This window comes from Variovorax sp. AB1(2024) (assembly GCF_037482385.2).
In the GTDB taxonomy this organism is placed as follows: domain Bacteria; phylum Pseudomonadota; class Gammaproteobacteria; order Burkholderiales; family Burkholderiaceae_C; genus Variovorax.
In genome coordinates, this window is the sequence record NZ_JBBHKP020000001.1 from 3,010,522 (window position 1) to 3,028,189 (window position 17,668).

Sequence of the window (17,668 nt, forward strand, 5' to 3'; positions counted from 1 at the left end):
ATGAGCGCAACCCTTTCCGCATCCACCTTGCTGGCCGTGCCCCTGGCACCCCTGGTCGGCGCAGCCATCGCCGGCCTGTTCGGCACCAAGTTCGGCGGCAATCACATCGGCCGCAAGGTCACGCACTCGCTCACCATCCTGGGCGTGCTGGTCGCCTTCATCATCTCGGCCATGACGCTCAAGAGCGTGATCGTCGACGGTGCCCGCTTCAACGCCACCCTCTACGAGTGGATGGTCGTGGGCGGCCTGAAGATGGAAGTCGGCTTCATGGTCGACGGCCTCACCGCCATGATGATGTGCGTCGTGACCTTCGTGTCGCTGATGGTCCACATCTACACCATCGGCTACATGGAAGAAGACGACGGCTACAACCGCTTCTTCGCGTACATCTCGCTGTTCACCTTCTCGATGCTGATGCTCGTCATGAGCAACAACATGCTGCAGCTGTTCTTCGGCTGGGAGGCAGTGGGCCTGGTGTCGTACCTGCTGATCGGTTTCTGGTTCAACAAGCCGACCGCGATCTTCGCGAACATGAAGGCCTTCCTGGTCAACCGCGTGGGCGACTTCGGCTTCATCCTGGGCATCGGCCTGATCGCCGCCTACGCCGGCACGCTGAACTACACCGAAGCCTTCGCCAAGGCAGGCACGCTGGCCGGCATCACGTTCCCGGGCACCGAGTGGATGCTCATCACCGTGATCTGCATCTGCCTGTTCATCGGCGCGATGGGCAAGAGCGCGCAGTTCCCGCTGCACGTGTGGCTGCCCGACTCGATGGAAGGCCCGACGCCCATCTCGGCGCTGATCCACGCGGCAACCATGGTGACCGCCGGCATCTTCATGGTGGCGCGCATGTCGCCGCTGTTCGAGCTGAGCGACACGGCACTGAGCTTCATCCTCGTGATCGGCGCCATCACCGCGCTGTTCATGGGCTTCCTGGGCATCATCCAGAACGACATCAAGCGCGTGGTCGCGTACTCGACGCTGTCGCAGCTCGGCTACATGACGGTGGCGCTGGGTGCCTCGGCCTATTCGGTCGCGGTGTTCCACCTGATGACGCACGCGTTCTTCAAGGCGCTGCTGTTCCTGGGTGCCGGCTCGGTGATCATCGGCATGCACCACAACCAGGACATCCGCTGGATGGGCGGCGTGCGCAAGTACATGCCCATCACCTGGATCACCTCGCTGCTGGGTTCGCTCGCGCTGATCGGCACGCCGTTCTTCGCCGGCTTCTACTCCAAGGACAGCATCATCGAAGCGGTGCACGAAAGCCACCTGTGGGGCGCGAACTTCGCGTACTACGCGGTGCTGGCCGGCGTGTTCATCACGGCGTTCTATTCGTTCCGCATGTACTTCCTAGTCTTCCATGGCAAGGAACGCTACGACCAGAACCCCGACGCGCACCATGACGACCACGCGCACGACGACCACGGCCATGGCCACCACGACCACAAGCCGCACGAGTCGCCCTGGGTCGTCTGGCTGCCGCTGGTGCTGCTGGCCATCCCGTCGGTGGTGATCGGCTTCATGACGATCGAGCCGATGCTGTTCGGCGAGTTCTTCAAGAACGCGATCTTCGTGGACGGTGCCAAGCACCATGCCATGAAGGAGCTGGAAGAAGGCTTCCACGGCCCGGTGGCCATGGCCATCCACGGCCTGACGACGGCGCCGTTCTGGCTGGCGCTGGCCGGCGTGGTCCTGTCCTGGTACATGTACATGATCAACCCGGCGCTGCCGGCCGCCATCAAGCGTGCCTTCGGCCCGATCTACCGCCTGCTCGAGAACAAGTACTACATGGACTGGTTCAACGAGAACGTCATCGCCCGCGCCACCCGTGCCCTCGGCACCGGCCTGTGGAAGGGCGGCGACCAGGCGCTGATCGACGGCGCGGTCGTGAACGGCTCGTGGAAAGTGATCGGCCGGATTTCGGGTGTGGTGCGCTGGATGCAGTCGGGCTACATCTATCACTACGCCTTCGCGATGCTGCTCGGCATCTTCGTCCTGATGACGTACTTCGTCTGGTTCAAACGCTGAGCCTAAGCGCTGGAGAAAAAGAAAAATGGGTTTGTTGAGCCTTGCCATCTGGGTGCCGATCGCATTCGGCGCCGTGCTGCTGGCGTTTGGCCGTGACGAGCACGCCAGGGGCGTCCGTTGGGTCGCGCTCGTCGGTGCCATCGTGAGCTTCCTGGTCACGGTGCCGCTGTTCACGCGCTTCCAGAATGGAACCGCCGCCATGCAGTTCGTCGAGAAGACGAGCTGGATCTCGCGCTTCAACGTCAACTACCACCTCGGGGTCGACGGCTTGTCGCTCTGGCTGGTGCTGCTGACGTCGTTCATCACGGTCATCGTCGTCATTTCCGCCTGGGAAGTGATCACCGAACGCGTGAACCAGTACATGGGCGCGTTCCTGATCCTGTCGGGCTTCATGATCGGCGTGTTCGCCGCGCTCGACGGCGTGCTGTTCTACGTGTTCTTCGAAGCCACGCTGATCCCGATGTACCTGATCATCGGTATCTGGGGCGGCCCGAACAAGATCTACGCGGCGTTCAAGTTCTTCCTGTACACCTTGCTCGGCTCGCTGCTGATGCTGGTGGCGCTGATCTTCCTGTACAACAAGTCGGGCGGCAGCTTCGACATCCTGGCCTGGCACAAGCTGCCGCTGGGTTCGACCGCGCAGACCTTCCTGTTCTTTGCCTTCTTCGCGGCCTTCGCCGTGAAGGTGCCGATGTGGCCGGTGCACACCTGGCTGCCCGACGTGCACGTCGAGGCGCCCACCGGCGGCTCCGCCGTGCTGGCCGCAATCATGCTGAAGCTGGGTGCCTACGGTTTCCTGCGCTTCTCGATGCCGATCGCTCCCGACGCCTCGCACGAATGGGCCTGGCTCATGATCGCGCTGTCGCTGATCGCGGTGATCTACGTGGGCCTGGTCGCGCTGGTGCAGCAGGACATGAAGAAGCTGGTGGCTTATTCGTCGGTCGCCCACATGGGCTTCGTGACGCTGGGCTTCTTCATCTTCAACGAGCTGGGCGTGTCCGGCGGCATCGTGCAGATGATTGCGCACGGCTTCGTGTCGGGCGCCATGTTCCTGGGCATCGGCGTGCTGTACGACCGCGTGCACTCGCGCCAGATCGCCGACTACGGCGGCGTGGTCAACACCATGCCCAAGTTCGCCGCGTTCGCGCTGCTGTTCGCCATGGCCAATTGCGGCCTGCCGGGCACCGCCGGTTTCGTGGGCGAGTGGATGGTGATCCTGGGTGCCGTCAAGGCCAACTTCTGGATCGGCCTTGGCGCCGCCACCGCACTGATCTTCGGCGCGGCCTACACCCTCTGGATGTACAAGCGCGTGTACCTCGGCCCGGTCGGCAACGACCACGTCAAGGAACTCAAGGACATCAATGCCCGCGAATTCCTGATGCTGGCCCTGCTGGCAATTGCCGTGCTGTGGATGGGTCTGTATCCGAAGCCCTTCACTGATGCAATGGATGCCTCGGTGACCGAGCTCCTGCGCCACGTGGCAGTTTCGAAGCTGCCCTCCTGATGCCACGCTGAAGAAGAGAACGAGATGATTGACAAAATCAGCTGGGTCACGATCTACCCTGAAATCGTGTTGCTGGTCATGACCTGCATCATTGCACTGGTCGACCTGTCGGACACGAGCCCGCGCCGTACCCGCACCTATGTGCTGACGCTGCTCACGCTGGCCGTGGTCGCCGTGCTGTCGGGCCTCCAGGCCCACGACGGCAAGACCGCCTACGGTTTCGGCGGCATGGTCGTCAGCGACCCGATGGGCAACTGGCTCAAGTGCTTCGCCACCGTCGCCTTGATGGTCACGCTGGTCTACGGCCGTCCCTATGCGGGCGACCGCGAGATGCTGCGCGGCGGCGAGCTCTTCACCATCAGCATGTTCGCGCTGCTGGGCATGTTCGTGATGATCTCGGGCAGCAACTTCCTGCTGATCTACCTGGGCCTCGAACTGCTCACGCTGTCGAGCTATGCGCTGGTGGCGCTGCGCCGCGACAACGCGGTGGCCAGCGAAGCCGCCATGAAGTACTTCGTGCTCGGCGCGATGGCCAGCGGTTTCCTGCTGTATGGCCTGTCGATGATGTACGGCGCGACCGGCTCGCTCGACGTCAACGAAGTATTCAAGACCATCGCGAGCGGCAAGGTGAACCACCAGGTGCTGGTGTTCGGCCTGGTGTTCATCGTGGCCGGCCTGGCATTCAAGGTGGGCGCTGCGCCGTTCCACATGTGGGTGCCCGACGTCTACCAGGGCGCACCGACCGCGATCACGCTGCTGATCGGCGCCGCGCCTGAACTGGCTGCCTTCGCCATCATCATCCGCCTGCTGGTCGACGCGCTGCAGCCGCTGGCCATCGACTGGCAGCAGATGCTGGCCGTGCTCGCCATCGCTTCGCTGCTGGTCGGCAACCTGGCCGCCATCGCGCAGAGCAACCTGAAGCGCATGCTGGCGTATTCGACGATCTCGCAGATGGGCTTCATGCTCCTCGGCCTGGTCGCCGGCTCGGACCAGCAGGGCACCTACAACGCCCAGTACGCCTACAGCGCCTCGATGTTCTACATCGTGACCTACGTGCTGACCACGCTGGCGAGCTTCGGCATCATCCTGCTGCTGGCACGCGAAGGCTTCGAGAGCGAAGAGATCACCGATCTCGCCGGCCTCAACCAGCGCAGCCCGCTGTACGCAGGCGTGATGGCCATCGCGATGTTCTCGCTGGCAGGCTTGCCGCCGCTGGTCGGGTTCTACGCCAAGCTGGCGGTGCTGCAGGCGCTGATCGCCTCGGGCCACGCCATCTACATCGGGCTGGCGGTGTTCGCGGTGATGATGTCGCTGATCGGCGCGTTCTACTACCTGCGCGTGGTCAAGGTCATGTACTTCGACGCACCGGTCACGGCCACCACCGTGTCGGCACCGCGCGACGTGCGCACCGTGCTCACCATCAACGGCGCGCTGATCCTGATCCTGGGCATCGTGCCCGGCGGACTGATGACGCTCTGCTACGACGCGATCGTGGCCACGCTGGCCCACTGACGCGGCCGACCTCGGGTGTCGCAAACCGCGTCTGTCTGGGTCGTGTTGCTGGTGGCCCTCGTGGCCGCCAACCTGCCGTTCTTCAACGACCGCCTGTTCGGCGTCGTGCCGCTGCCGACGAATGCCAAGTCGCTCGCGGTGCGGCTCGCCGAGCTGGTGGTCTTGTACTTTCTGGCTGGTGGCATCGGGCTGCTGTTCGAGCGCAGGGCAGGGCAGATCGCGGCGCAGGGCTGGGAGTTCTATGCGGTGACGGGCTCGCTGTTCATCGTGCTCGCCTTTCCGGGGTTCACCTGGCGCTACCTGATGAAACACAGGCATTGAGGACGACATGACGACTGCATCTTCCAACTCCGATTCGCACCTGAGGGAAGAGCTCACGAAGAGCGAAGACCTCTTCAAGGGCAACTTCCTCAAGGCCAAGCGCGACACCATCCGCCTGCCCGACGGCAATACCGCCACGCGCGAGTACGTGGTGCACCCCGGCGCGGTGGTGGTGATTCCGATGCTGGACGACGGCCGGGTGGTGCTCGAGCGCCAGTTCCGCTACCCCGTCGGCCAGGTGATGGTCGAGTTCCCGGCCGGCAAGCTCGATGCGGGCGAAGACCCCTTCGTCTGCGGCAAGCGCGAACTGCTCGAGGAAACGGGCTACACCGCGCGCGAATGGGCGCATGCGGGCGCCATGCACCTGGCGGTGGCGTACTCGACGGAAATCATCCACATCTATTTCGCGCGCGGCCTTTCGCTCGGCGAACGCCAGCTCGACCACGGCGAGTTCCTCGACGTGTTCACGGCCACGCCCGAAGATCTGGCCGGCTGGTGCCGCGACGGCACCGTCACCGATGCCAAGACGCTGACCTGCACCCTGTGGCTGCAGAACGTCATTTCGGGCGCATGGGCACTGGACTGGACGGCCCTGGGCTCCCAAGGCGGCGCGGGATAATCCGCGCATGAAGGTTCTCGATCTCCGCTGCGCACACGGCCATGGCTTCGAAGGCTGGTTCGCGTCCAACGAAGCCTTCGACAGCCAACTGGCGAGCGGGCTGGTCGAATGCCCGGTCTGCGGCGACACCGCCATCGTCAAGCTGCTGAGCGCGCCGCGCCTGAACCTGGGCAATGCCAAGGCGCCGGAAGCCGCGGCGCCCGCGGCTGTCGGCCCGAACGCCCCCGCCGACCTCTCGCCCGAAGCCCGCTGGATGCGCGCCGTGCGCGAGGTGTTGGCCAAGACCGAAGACGTCGGCGAGCGCTTTGCCGACGAGGCCCGCAAGATGCACTACGGCGAAACCCGCGAGCGCGGCATCCGCGGGCAGGCGACGCCCGAGCAGACCGAAGCGCTGCTCGACGAGGGCATCCCGGTGATGGCGCTGCCGATTCCCGCCGCGCTGAAGGAAACGCTGCAGTAGCAGCAAGCAGCCTGCTCAGGCCGTGAACTGCAGCGCCGCGAGGCGCGCATACACGCCGCCTTGTGCCACCAGCGTGGCGTGCGTTCCCTGTTCGACGATGCCGCCGTGGTCCAGCACGATGATGCGGTCGGCCTTCTGCACCGTTGCCAGCCTGTGCGCGATCACCAGCGTCGTGCGGCCTTCCATGGCCGACTCGAGCGCGGCTTGCACCATGCGCTCGCTCTCCGCGTCGAGCGCGCTCGTGGCTTCGTCGAGCAGCAGCAGCGGCGGATTCTTGAGCATGGCCCGCGCGATCGCGATGCGCTGACGCTGCCCGCCCGACAGGCGCACGCCGCGCTCGCCGAGGAAAGTGTCGTAGCCCTCGGGCAGCGCCTGCAGGAAGTCGTGGGCGAAGGCGGCGCGGGCGGCCGCGTGCACTTCTTCGGCGGTGGCCTCGGGGCGGCCATAGCGGATATTCTCGAAAGCGCTGGCCGAGAAGATCACCGCATCCTGCGGAACCAGGCCGATGCGGGTGCGCAGGTCGGGCAGGGCGAGCGAAGTCAGCGGCGCGCCGTCGAGCACCAGCCGGCCGGATTGCGGGTCGTAATAGCGCAGCAGCAGCTGGAACACCGTGCTCTTGCCGGCGCCGCTCGAGCCGACCAGCGCCACTGTTTCGCCCGGCGCGATGTCGAGGCTGAAGTCGCGCAGCGCCGGCGTGCCCGGCCGCGAGGGGTAATGGAAGGTCACCGCGTCGAAGCGGATGGCGCTGCCGGCGGCAGGCACCGGCGTGACCGCCGGGTTGGCCGGGGAGACGATGGCGGCGGGCGCGTGCAGCAGCTCCATCAGGCGCTCGGTGGCGCCGGCTGCGCGCAGCAGGTCGCCGTAGACCTCGCCGAGCACCGCGGTGGCGCTGGCAAGAATGGCGACGTACACGACCGTCTGGCCCAGGTGGCCGGCCGTGATGTCGCCGCGCAGCACCGCCTGCGTGCCCTGGTACAGGCCCCAGAGCAGCGCTGCCGAGGTGGCGATGATGATGAACGCCACCAGCACGGAGCGCGCCTTGGTGCGGCGCACCGCGGTGCGGAAGGCGTTTTCGGTCGAGCCGTTGAAGCGCGAGGCTTCGCGGTCCTCGGCCGTGTAGCTCTGCACCACAGGAATCGCGTTCAGCACCTCGGCGGCGATGGCGCTCGAATCGGCCACGCGGTCCTGGCTGGCGCGCGACAGCTTGCGCACGCGGCGGCCGAACCACATGCTCGGCAGCACCACCAGAACCAGGATGCCCAGCACCTGCACCATCACATAGGGATTGGTCCAGACCAGCACCGCCAGCGCGCCCACGCCCATGACCGCGTTGCGCAAGCCCATGCTGAGCGAGGAGCCGACGACCGTCTGGACCAGCGTGGTGTCCGCCGTGAGGCGCGACAGCACCTCGCCGGTCTGCGTGGTCTCGAAGAACGCCGGGCTCTGCTTCAGCACGTGCCCGTAGACCGCGTTGCGGATGTCCGCGGTGACGCGCTCGCCCAGCCAGCTCACCGTGTAGAAGCGCGCGGCGGAGAAAAGACCCAGCGCCACGGCCACGGCGAAGAGGGCGCCGAAGTGGTCGCGCAGCGCCATCGTCTGCGCGCCCTTGTCGGGGTTGACGAAGCCTCCGTCAATCAGACTACGCAAGGCGATAGGGAAAGCCAGCGTAGTGACCGCCGCCATCACCAGAAACACCCCCGCCAGGACGATCTGGACCCGGTAGGGGCGAAGAAAAGGGCTCAGGCCCGACAGCGACCGGGGCGAGCCCTTGGCCATGGAAGACGGAGGGGTAGAAGCCATGGGGCGATTCTACCGAACCCTTGCCCCTACAAAGGCGGCCTTGACAATAATTGCCTCGGCAGCTAATATTTTGGGCATGAGCGATGCAAACACCCCAGAAGCCGCGCCGGCCTCCGCCGACGCAGAGCGTCGCCCGCCTGTTTTCTACCGAGCGGAGACGTACTTGACCGAAGACAGCATCGGCTATTTGATGCGCCGCATCGTGACGGCAGTAGGGCAGGCAGTGGAAACCCGCATGTGCGAGCCCGGCGGGCCGACCTATCCGCAATGGGTGCCGCTGTACAAGTTGCACGTCGGCGCCGCCACCACCGTGGCCGAACTGGCCCGCGCCTGCGAGCTCGACACCGGCGCCATGACGCGCCTGCTCGACCGCCTCGAAGCCAAGGGCCTCTGCCGCCGCGTGAGGTCGCTGGAAGACCGCCGCGTCGTCAACATCGAACTCACCGACGAAGGCCGTGCCGCCGCCAAGGAAGTGCCGTACGTGCTCAGCCGCGTGCAGAACGAACATCTCGCAGGTTTCACAACCGAGGAATGGGAGCAGCTCAAGGGTTACCTGCGCCGCATCCTCGACAACGCACAGGCTCTCGCAGCCCGTGGAGATAAAAATGACTGATTCCCTCGCCGTGCGCGCGTTGCGTCGCACTCCCGTCGTGGCTGCCGCACTGCTGGTGGTCGCATTGGCAGGCTGCGCCGACATGGCCGGCATCGGCTCGCAGGCCAGGTTGCGCGACGCGTCGTCGCTGGGCATCGCCCCCGACAGCGCCGCGGTGCCGGTTTCCCGCCTCGACAGCCAGTGGTGGCTCGCCTTCGGCGATCCGCAGCTCAACACGCTCATCGACCAGGCCGTGGCCGGCAACCCCAACCTGCAGGTCGCGCAGGCCCGCCTCGCACGTGCGCAGGCTTCCGCCGACATCGCTGGCGCCGCCCTCAAGCCCAAGGTCAACGGCGAGCTCGACCTGAACCGCCAGAAGTTCAACAGCAACTACATCTACCCGGCACCGCTGGGCGGCTCGATCCAGAACATCGGCCTGCTGCAGCTCGGTGCGAGCTGGGAGCTCGACTTCTTCGGCAAGAACCGCAGCGCGCTCGACACCGCCATCGGCGCTGCCAACGCCGCCGCCGCCGATGCCGACGCGGCCCGCGTGCTGCTCGCGAGCAACGTGGCGCGTAGCTACTTCCAGTGGGCCCGCCTGAACGACCAGCTCACCGTGGCCAGGCGCACCCTGGCGCAACGCGACGAAACGCTCCGGCTCGTGCGCGACCGCGTCTCCGCCGGCCTCGACACCAGCCTCGAACTGCGCCAGAGCGAAGGCGGCCTGCCCGAAGCCCGCCAGCAGATCGAATCGCTCAACGAGCAGATCGCGCTGCAGCAGCATGCGCTCGACGCGCTCGTGGCCCAGCCCAACGTGTCGCAATCGCTCAAGCCGCCGTTGCTGGGCGAGGTCAAGCCCATTGCGCTGCAGGCGAACATTCCGGCCGACCTGCTGGGCCGCCGCGCCGACATCGCCGCCGCTCGGTGGCGCGTGGAGGCCGCCACCAGCGACGTGGCCAATGCCAAGACGCTGTTCTATCCCAACGTCAACCTGACGGCGTTTGCCGGCTTCCAGGCGCTGGGCTTCGGCAAGCTGCTGAAGTCGGGCAGCGAGCAGTGGGGCGTGGGCCCCGCCATCAGCCTGCCGATCTTCGAAGGCGGAAAGCTGCGCGCCAACCTGCGCGGCAAGTCGGCCGACCTCGACGTGGCCATCGAAAGCTACAACGCCGCCGTGATCGACGCGGTGCGCGACGCCGCCGACCAGGTGACGAGCGCGCAGTCGATCGCACGCCAGCAGGCCGAACAGCGCGCCGCGCAGACCGCGGCCGAAGGCGCCTACGACATCGCCGTGCAGCGCTACCGCGCGGGCCTCGGCAACTACCTCAACGTGCTGACTGCGGAAACCTCCGTGCTGCAGCAACGCCGCCTGGCGGTCGACCTCGCCGCGCGCGCGCTCGACACGCAGGTGGCGCTGGCCCGCGCGCTGGGTGGCGGCTGGCAGCCGCCCTCCACAACCACGGCTGCAGCCCCGGCCGCGCAGAACTGAACAGACCTGATTCATTCGTCTTCGGAAAGAACTTCATCATGAGCGATAACAACACTCCGACGCCCGCTGCAGCCGCAGCTCCCGCCGCTGCGGAGGCGCCCGTCAGCAACGGCAAGCGCCGCCGCGCACTCACCGCGCTTGCCGCGGTGGTCATCGTCGCCGGCGGCGGCTGGGGCCTCTACGAATGGCTGGTCGCCAGCCACTACGAGGACACCGACAACGCCTACGTGTCGGGCAACGTGATCCAGATCACCCCGCAGATCGGCGGCACCGTCATGGCCATCAACGCCGACGACACCGACTTCGTGAAGGCCGGCCAGCCGCTGGTGCAGCTCGACCCGGCCGACGCCAAGGTGGCGCTCGAGCAGGCCGAGGCCGCGCTCGCGCAGGCCGTGCGCCAGGTACGCACGCTGTACGCCAACAACGGCTCGCTGGCCGCGCAGGTCACGCTGCGCCAGTCCGACATCGTGAAGGCGCAGAGCGACGTCGCCAAGGCGCAGGACGACCTGCAGCGCCGCCGCGCGCTGTCGGGCAACGGCGCCGTGTCGAAGGAAGAACTCAACCACGCCGAGACGCAGCTTGACACCGCCAGGAGCCAGCTCGCAGCGGCGCAGGCCGGCGTGGTCGCCGCCAAGGAAGCGCTGGTCAGCAACCAGTCGCTGACCGAAGGCACCAGCGTGGCCCAGCACCCCAGCGTGCTGGCCGCCGCCGCCAAGGTGCGCGAGGCCTACCTCGCCACGCAGCGCGTGGCCATGCCCGCGCCGGTTGACGGCTACGTCGCCAAGCGCACCGTGCAGCTCGGCCAGCGCGTGGCCGCAGGCACGCCGATGATGTCGATCGTGCCGCTCAACCAGCTGTGGGTCGACGCCAACTTCAAGGAAGTGCAGCTTCGCAACATCCGCATCGACCAGCCCGTGAAGCTCACCGCCGACGTCTACGGCAAGAAGGTCGAGTACACCGGCAAGGTGGCCGGCCTGGGCGTGGGCACCGGCAGCGCCTTTGCGCTGCTGCCCGCGCAGAACGCCACCGGCAACTGGATCAAGGTGGTGCAGCGCGTGCCCGTTCGCATCGCGCTCGACCCGGAACAGCTGAAGGCCAACCCGCTGCGCATCGGCCTGTCGATGGACGCCGAGATCGACATCTCGTCCAAGAGCGGCAAGATGCTGGCCGACGCGCCGCGCCCTGCCGCGCTGGTGCAGACGCAGGTCTACAGCCAGCTCGACCGCGGCGCCGACGCCGAAGTGGACCGCATCGTCTCGGCCAACCTCGGCCGCGGCGCGCCCGCCACGGCCGCGTCACCGGCCAAGGCCGCGCCCGCCGGTGCATCGGTGGCCGTGCAAGGCCAGCCGGGCTGATCGCCCGCGCGGTCTTCTTCAGGTAATCAGCTCAGTTCGCGCGACCCGCAATGGCCACCGCTGCTCCTGCTTACATTGCGCATCCGCCGCTCGAGGGCGCAGCCCGCGTCTGGGGCACGGTCGCGCTGTCTGCGGCAACTTTCATGAACGTGCTCGATTCGTCGATCGCGAACGTGTCGTTGCCTGCCATCTCGGGCGACCTGGGCGTGAGCACCACGCAAGGCACCTGGGTCATCACCAGCTTCGCGGTGGCCAACGCCATCGCGGTGCCGCTCACCGGCTTCATGACGCAGCGCTTCGGACAGGTGCGCCTGTTCATGGCGAGCGTGATCCTGTTCATGGTCGCCTCGCTGCTGTGCGGCCTGGCGCCCAACATGACGACGCTGATCGCGTTCCGCGCGCTGCAGGGCTTCGTCGCGGGGCCGATGATCCCGCTGTCGCAGACGCTGCTGCTGTCGAGCTATCCGCGCGCCAAGGCGGGCCTGGCGATGGCCATGTGGTCGATGACCACGCTGGTCGCGCCGGTGATGGGGCCGCTGCTGGGCGGCTGGATCACCGACAACATCTCGTGGCCGTGGATTTTCTACATCAACATTCCTGTGGGCATCGTCGCGGCGGCCATCACCTGGGCGCTGTACCGCAAGCGCGAGAGCAGCACGCACAGGGTGCCGATCGACGCCATCGGCCTCGCGCTGCTGGTGCTGTGGGTGGGCTCGCTGCAGCTGATGCTCGACAAGGGCAAGGAGCTCGACTGGTTCCACTCGGCGCAGATCGTGACGCTGGCGGTGGTGGCCGTGGTCGGTTTCGCGTTCTTCCTGGTCTGGGAGCTGACCGACAAGCACCCGGTGGTCGACCTGTCGCTGTTCAAGCGCCGCAACTTCTGGTCTGGCGCCGTGGCAACGGCCGTGGCCTACGGCCTGTTCTTCGGCAACGTGGTGCTGCTGCCTCTGTGGCTGCAGCAGTGGATGGGCTACACCGCCACGCAGGCGGGGATGATCATGGCGCCCGTGGGGCTGCTGGCGATCTTCTTCTCGCCGGTGGTGGGCCTCACGGTGGCCAAGATCGACCCTCGGCGGTACGCGACCTTCTCGTTCCTGGTGTTCGCGCTGGTGCTGTGGATGCGGTCGAACTTCAACACGCAGGCCGACTTCGTCACCATCATCATCCCGACGGTGATCCAGGGCATCGCGATGGCCTTCTTCTTCATCCCGCTGGTGACCATCACGCTGTCGGGCCTCACGCCGGACCGCATCCCGGCCGCGTCGGGGTTGTCCAACTTCCTGCGGATCACGGCGGGCGCGATGGGCACGTCGATCACCACCACGCTGTGGGAAAACCGCGCGGCGCTGCATCACTCGCAGCTGTCCGAGGCGGTTAACCAGGGCAACAACGCGGCGACCAATGCGATGTCGGGCCTGGCGAGCAGCGGCTTCAGCACCGAGCAGGTGCTGGGCCAGCTGAACCGCATCGTCGACCAGCAGTCGTTCATGCTGGCCACGAACGACATCTTCTATGCGTCGGCGATCCTGTTCCTGCTGCTGATCCCGCTGGTGTGGCTTGCAAGGCCGCAGAAGGGCGGCGCGGGCGGCGACGCCGCAGCCGGCGCGCACTGACACGCATGCAACCCACCAACCCCCAGGCTTCGCCAAGAAGACCTGGGGGTTTTTACTTGGCGGAGGTCTTCAGTGCGCGCAGCACGTCGTAGCAGGCGCCCATGGTGTGATAGTCGGTCTTGCCGGCCGGGCTCTTCTCGTCGTTGATCTTCTTGTTGCGCGGCGAGAGGATGCGATACCAGGCGCCGTGGCGGTGGTCGACGAAGTGCTCCCAACTGTACGCCCAGATGCTGTCGTACCAGTCCCAGTAGCCCGATTCGCCGGTGCGCACCGCCAGCAGCGCGGCTGCCGCGAAGCTTTCTGCCTGCACCCAGAAATACTTGTCGCCATCGCACACGGTGCCGTCGGGCGCGAAGCCGTAGACCAGCCCGCCGTTGTCCGCGTCCCAGCCGCGGAACATGGCGGTGTCGAAGAAGTGCTGCGCGCGCGGCAGTATCCAGTCGGCCTTGCGGCCGGCAGCGGCAAGGTGGCGCTCCAGCTGCAGCAGCAGCTTGGCCCATTCCGTCAGGTGGCCGGTCTGGAAGCCCCAAGGCCTGAAGATGTTGGTCTTGTCGTCGCGGTTGTAGTCCCAGTCGATCGACCAGTCCTCGCGGTAGTGCTCCCACACCAGCCCGTCCGCCAGCGCGGCCTGCCGCCCGGTGATGGATTCCGCCAGCACCAGCGCGCGGTCGAGGTAGCGGGTGTCGTGCGTGGCCTCGTAGGCGGCCAGCATCGCCTCGCAGGCATGCATGTTGGCGTTCTGCCCGCGGTAGGCGCCCACGCGCCAGTCGGCCGTGGCCTCGTCGGCGTAGAGCTGGTGGCGCGGCTCCCAGAAGTGCCGTTCCATCAGGTCCCAGGTGTGGACGATCCCGGCATGGGCCTCTTCGATGCCGGCCATCAGCGCATGGGAATGCGCCAGCAGCACGAAGGCCAGGCCGTAGCAATGGCAGGTGCTGTCCTGCACCGTGGCGCGCTGCTGGTGCCAGTCGATCTGCCACGCATAGCCGCCGCCGGGTTGCGCGTGGCCGCTCTGCAGGAAGGCCAGGCCGTGCCGCGCCGCCGCCAGGTGCGCCGGGTTGCCGAAGTGCCGGTAGGCCATCGCATTGTTGAAGACGAAGCGCGTGCTGCTCACCAGGTGCCGCGTGCGCATGTCGTACACCGTGCCGTCGTCCTTGTAGAAATGGAAGAAGCCGCCCGAGGCGTCGATGCAGCGCGGCTCGTAGAACGACAGCGTGTGCAGCACGTGATCGGTCAGGAAGTCGGGAGAGCGGAAATTCAGCATGTTCGCCTCAGTCTACGCAGCGCCCCGCGAACCCCGCTCGGGGTTTCCCGCAGAGGTCTTAGTGTTGCCAGGATGCGCTTTGTCGCTGCAACGACAGTCGCTGATCGGGCCGTTGCGCCGCCCTGCGCAGGTTGCACTGCAGCATAGGCATTTGCCCCAGTATCCAAGCGCAGGGCGCCCACCAACAATCAGGCCGCGCTCGATGGTGGCGCATTGAGATGGACCGCATGACCCACTTTATCTTTACGCACCTGGGCGACACCGCGAGATGAGCGACGTCATCCTCGAAACACGCCAGCTCACCAAGGAGTTCAAAGGGTTCACCGCGGTCAGCAAGGTCAACCTTTCGGTGGTGCGCGGCTCGATCCATGCGCTCATCGGCCCCAACGGCGCCGGCAAGACGACCTGCTTCAACCTGCTCACGAAGTTCCTCGAGCCGACCACCGGCACGATCCTCTTCAATGGACAGGACATCACGCGCGAGCGACCGGCGCAGATCGCGCGGCGCGGCATCATCCGCTCGTTCCAGATCTCGGCCGTGTTCCCGCATCTCACGCTGCTGGAGAACGTGCGGCTCGGCCTGCAGCGCCGGCTCGGCACCTCGTACCACTTCTGGAAGAGCGAGAAGTCGCTCAAGCCATTGGATGCCAGGGCCCGCGAACTGCTGGCTGAAGTCGGCCTGGAAGAACTGGCTGACGAGCAGACCGTGAACCTGCCCTACGGCCGCAAGCGCGCGCTCGAGATCGCGACCACGCTGGCCATGGAACCCGAACTCATGCTGCTCGACGAGCCCACGCAGGGCATGGGGCATGAAGACGTGCACCGCGTGGCCGAGCTCATCAAGCGCGTGTCGGCAGGGCGCACCATCCTGATGGTGGAGCACAACATGAGCGTGGTCTCGACCATCGCCGACACCATCACCGTGCTGCAGCGCGGCGCGGTGCTGGCCGAAGGGCCGTACGCGGAAGTCTCGAAGAACCCGCAGGTGATGGAAGCCTACATGGGCACCACCGACGGCGAAATGCAAGGTGCCCACTGACATGACCGCCGCACTCGAAATCAAGGGCCTGCAAGCCTGGTACGGCGAATCGCACGTGCTGCACGGCGTCGACATGGTCGTGCAGCCGGGCGAAGTCGTCACGCTGCTGGGCCGCAACGGCGCGGGCCGCACCACCACGCTGCGCGCCATCATGGGCCTGACCGGCGCGCGCAAGGGCAGCATCGAGGTCAACGGCAAAGAGACCATCGGCATGCCGACGCACCGCATCGCGCACCTGGGCATCGGCTACTGCCCGGAAGAGCGCGGCATCTTCGCCAGCCTTTCGTGCGAGGAAAACCTGATGCTGCCGCCCGAGCTGAAGGGTGCGGGGCAGGGCATGTCGGTCGACGAGATCTACACCATGTTCCCCAACCTGGCCGAGCGCCGCCACAGCCAGGGCACGCGCCTGTCGGGCGGCGAGCAGCAGATGCTGGCCGTGGCGCGCATCCTGCGCACCGGCGCCAAGCTGCTGCTGCTCGACGAGATTTCAGAAGGCCTGGCGCCGGTCATCGTGCAGGCGCTGGCCCGCATGATCACCACGCTGCGCGCCAAGGGCTACACCATCGTCATGGTGGAGCAGAACTTCCGCTTTGCCGCGCCGCTGGCCGACCGCTTCTACGTGATGGAGCACGGCCGCATCGCGCTGACTTTCGGCTCGGCGGAGCTGGAAGCCAGGATGCCGGTGCTCACCGAGTTGCTCGGCGTCTAGCATGAAGCCCACCCCCAGTCTTCGCGCACTTCGTGTCGCTTCGCCAACCCCCTTGCAGGGGGCGACACCGGTGGCCCGGCAAAGCCGGTTCCACGGTGTCCCCGGACAAACACCAGGCAATCACCCGTCCTTCAAGGAGACAACAGCATGAACAAAAAGAAACTCGGCCTCATCGCAACCGCAGTCGGCATCGTCGCAATGAGCGCGGGCGCCGTTCAGGCGCAGGAAAAAGTGAAGATCGGCTTCGTTACCGACCTGTCGAGCCTGTATGCCGACCTCGAAGGCAAGGGCGGTGCCACCGCCATCCAGATGGCCATCGACGACTTCGGCGGCAAGGTGCTGGGCCAGCCCATCGAGCTGCTGACGGCCGACCACCAGAACAAGGCCGACATCGCCGCCTCCAAGGCGCGCGAGTGGATCGACACTGCAGGTGTGACGATGGTCTTCGGCGGCACCAACTCGGGCGTGGCGCTGGCCACCGCCAAGGTGGCGGAGGAAAAGAAGCGCGTGTACTTCAACAACGGCGCCGGCAGCTCGGTGCTCACCAACGAGCAGTGCAGCCCGTACACCATCCACTACGCCTACGACACCGTGGCGCTGGCCAAGGGCACGGGCGCGGCGGTGGTCGATCGCGGCGGCAAGAGCTGGTTCTTCCTGACGGCGGACTACGCCTTCGGCCATGCGCTCGAAGCCGACACCACCAAGGTCGTGAAAGAGAAGGGCGGCACCGTGGTGGGCGCCGTGCGCCATCCGCTGAACGCGTCGGACTTCTCTTCGTTCCTGCTGCAGGCGCAGAACTCCAAGGCGCAGATCCTGGGCCTGGCCAACGCCGGTGGCGACACCATCAACTCGATCAAGGCGGCCAAGGAGTTCGGCATCAACAAGACCATGAAGACCGCCGGCCTGCTGGTCTTCCTGAGCGACATCCACAGCCTGGGCCTGAAGAACACCGAAGGCCTGCTGCACACCACCAGCTGGTACTGGGACCTGAACGACGAGTCGCGCAAGTTCGCCAACCGCTTCTTCGAGAAGACCAAGCGCATGCCAACCGATGTGCAGGCCGCCGACTACTCGGCCACCATGACCTACCTGAAGGCCGTGGCCGCCGCCAAGACCACCGACTCCGACAAGGTGATGGCGCAGCTCAAGAGCATGAAGATCGACGACTTCTACGGCAAGGGCCAGATCCGCGCCGACGGCAGCTTCATCCACGACATGTACCTGGTCGAAGTGAAGTCGCCCGCCGAGTCGAAGAAGCCGTGGGACTACCTCAAGGTGCTCAAGACGCTGCCGGGCGACCAGGTCTTCACGACCAAGGCGGAAACCAAGTGCGCCCTCTGGAAGTAAACGGCTGAAGCCGCGCCAG

The 17,668-nt window shown here is 66.3% G+C and carries 15 protein-coding genes; 13 read left to right on the top strand and 2 right to left on the bottom strand.

Going from position 1 to position 17,668, the window contains the following annotated elements:
• From nuoL to WIX39_RS14015, 6 genes are read left to right on the top strand one after another with little or no spacing between them, the layout of a single operon-like run.
• Entirely contained in the window at window positions 1-2,031 is a 2,031-nt protein-coding gene (gene nuoL, locus WIX39_RS13990) for an NADH-quinone oxidoreductase subunit L (RefSeq protein ID WP_106934981.1), read from the top strand.
• Window positions 2,032-2,056: 25 nt separating this feature from the next.
• Window positions 2,057-3,535 carry an NADH-quinone oxidoreductase subunit M gene (locus tag WIX39_RS13995; RefSeq protein WP_081266583.1) on the top strand — a complete coding sequence of 493 codons (1,479 nt, stop codon included), beginning with the start codon at window positions 2,057-2,059 and terminating at the stop codon, window positions 3,533-3,535.
• Between the two features lie 24 nt (window positions 3,536-3,559).
• Window positions 3,560-5,047 carry an NADH-quinone oxidoreductase subunit NuoN gene (gene nuoN, locus WIX39_RS14000; protein ID WP_106934980.1) on the top strand — a complete coding sequence of 496 codons (1,488 nt, stop codon included), beginning with the start codon at window positions 3,560-3,562 and terminating at the stop codon, window positions 5,045-5,047.
• Window positions 5,048-5,062: 15 nt separating this feature from the next.
• Window positions 5,063-5,368, top strand: coding sequence for a DUF2818 family protein (locus WIX39_RS14005; protein WP_106934979.1), 306 nt, complete (start codon window positions 5,063-5,065; stop codon window positions 5,366-5,368).
• A 7-nt stretch (window positions 5,369-5,375) separates the two neighbouring features.
• Complete coding sequence (locus tag WIX39_RS14010; protein WP_106934978.1) at window positions 5,376-5,987, top strand: NUDIX domain-containing protein; 612 nt, start codon at window positions 5,376-5,378, stop codon at window positions 5,985-5,987.
• A 7-nt stretch (window positions 5,988-5,994) separates the two neighbouring features.
• Window positions 5,995-6,447, top strand: coding sequence for a DUF1178 family protein (locus tag WIX39_RS14015; protein WP_106934977.1), 453 nt, complete (start codon window positions 5,995-5,997; stop codon window positions 6,445-6,447).
• A 15-nt stretch (window positions 6,448-6,462) separates the two neighbouring features.
• Here the strand turns inward: WIX39_RS14015 and WIX39_RS14020 are convergent, their stop codons facing one another.
• Window positions 6,463-8,247, bottom strand: a complete 1,785-nt coding sequence (locus tag WIX39_RS14020) for an ABC transporter transmembrane domain-containing protein (protein WP_106934976.1) — start codon at window positions 8,245-8,247, stop codon at window positions 6,463-6,465.
• Window positions 8,248-8,323: 76 nt separating this feature from the next.
• Between WIX39_RS14020 and WIX39_RS14025 the strand changes: the two genes are divergently transcribed.
• Genes WIX39_RS14025 through WIX39_RS14040 form a run of 4 tightly spaced genes read left to right on the top strand, consistent with a single transcriptional unit; the run spans window position 8,324 to window position 13,293 of the window.
• Complete coding sequence (locus tag WIX39_RS14025) at window positions 8,324-8,860, top strand: MarR family winged helix-turn-helix transcriptional regulator (RefSeq protein WP_285412467.1); 537 nt, start codon at window positions 8,324-8,326, stop codon at window positions 8,858-8,860.
• Window positions 8,853-10,325 (top strand): efflux transporter outer membrane subunit, encoded by a 1,473-nt coding sequence (locus WIX39_RS14030; protein WP_409195239.1) that lies wholly within the window; start codon window positions 8,853-8,855, stop codon window positions 10,323-10,325. The genes WIX39_RS14025 and WIX39_RS14030 overlap by 8 nt, the downstream gene beginning before the upstream one ends.
• A gap of 38 nt (window positions 10,326-10,363) precedes the next feature.
• Window positions 10,364-11,680: an efflux RND transporter periplasmic adaptor subunit gene (locus tag WIX39_RS14035; RefSeq protein ID WP_409195240.1), complete on the top strand. Its 1,317-nt coding sequence runs from the start codon at window positions 10,364-10,366 to the stop codon at window positions 11,678-11,680.
• Window positions 11,681-11,730: 50 nt separating this feature from the next.
• A complete protein-coding gene (locus WIX39_RS14040; RefSeq protein ID WP_081266592.1) occupies window positions 11,731-13,293 on the top strand; it encodes a DHA2 family efflux MFS transporter permease subunit in 1,563 nt (520 codons plus the stop codon).
• Window positions 13,294-13,345: 52 nt separating this feature from the next.
• Here the strand turns inward: WIX39_RS14040 and WIX39_RS14045 are convergent, their stop codons facing one another.
• Window positions 13,346-14,554 (bottom strand): AGE family epimerase/isomerase, encoded by a 1,209-nt coding sequence (locus tag WIX39_RS14045; protein WP_285412383.1) that lies wholly within the window; start codon window positions 14,552-14,554, stop codon window positions 13,346-13,348.
• A 268-nt stretch (window positions 14,555-14,822) separates the two neighbouring features.
• Between WIX39_RS14045 and WIX39_RS14050 the strand changes: the two genes are divergently transcribed.
• From WIX39_RS14050 to WIX39_RS14060, 3 genes are all read left to right on the top strand, one after another.
• Window positions 14,823-15,593, top strand: a complete 771-nt coding sequence (locus WIX39_RS14050) for an ABC transporter ATP-binding protein (RefSeq protein ID WP_081266594.1) — start codon at window positions 14,823-14,825, stop codon at window positions 15,591-15,593.
• Between the two features lies 1 nt (window position 15,594).
• The gene (locus WIX39_RS14055; protein ID WP_285412381.1) at window positions 15,595-16,302 is read left to right on the top strand and encodes an ABC transporter ATP-binding protein; all 708 of its coding nucleotides are present in this window, start codon (window positions 15,595-15,597) and stop codon (window positions 16,300-16,302) included.
• Window positions 16,303-16,449: 147 nt separating this feature from the next.
• On the top strand, window positions 16,450-17,649 hold the full coding sequence (locus tag WIX39_RS14060; RefSeq protein ID WP_285412380.1) for an ABC transporter substrate-binding protein: 1,200 nt from the start codon (window positions 16,450-16,452) through the stop codon (window positions 17,647-17,649).
• The last annotated feature ends 19 nt before the right edge of the window (window positions 17,650-17,668 follow it).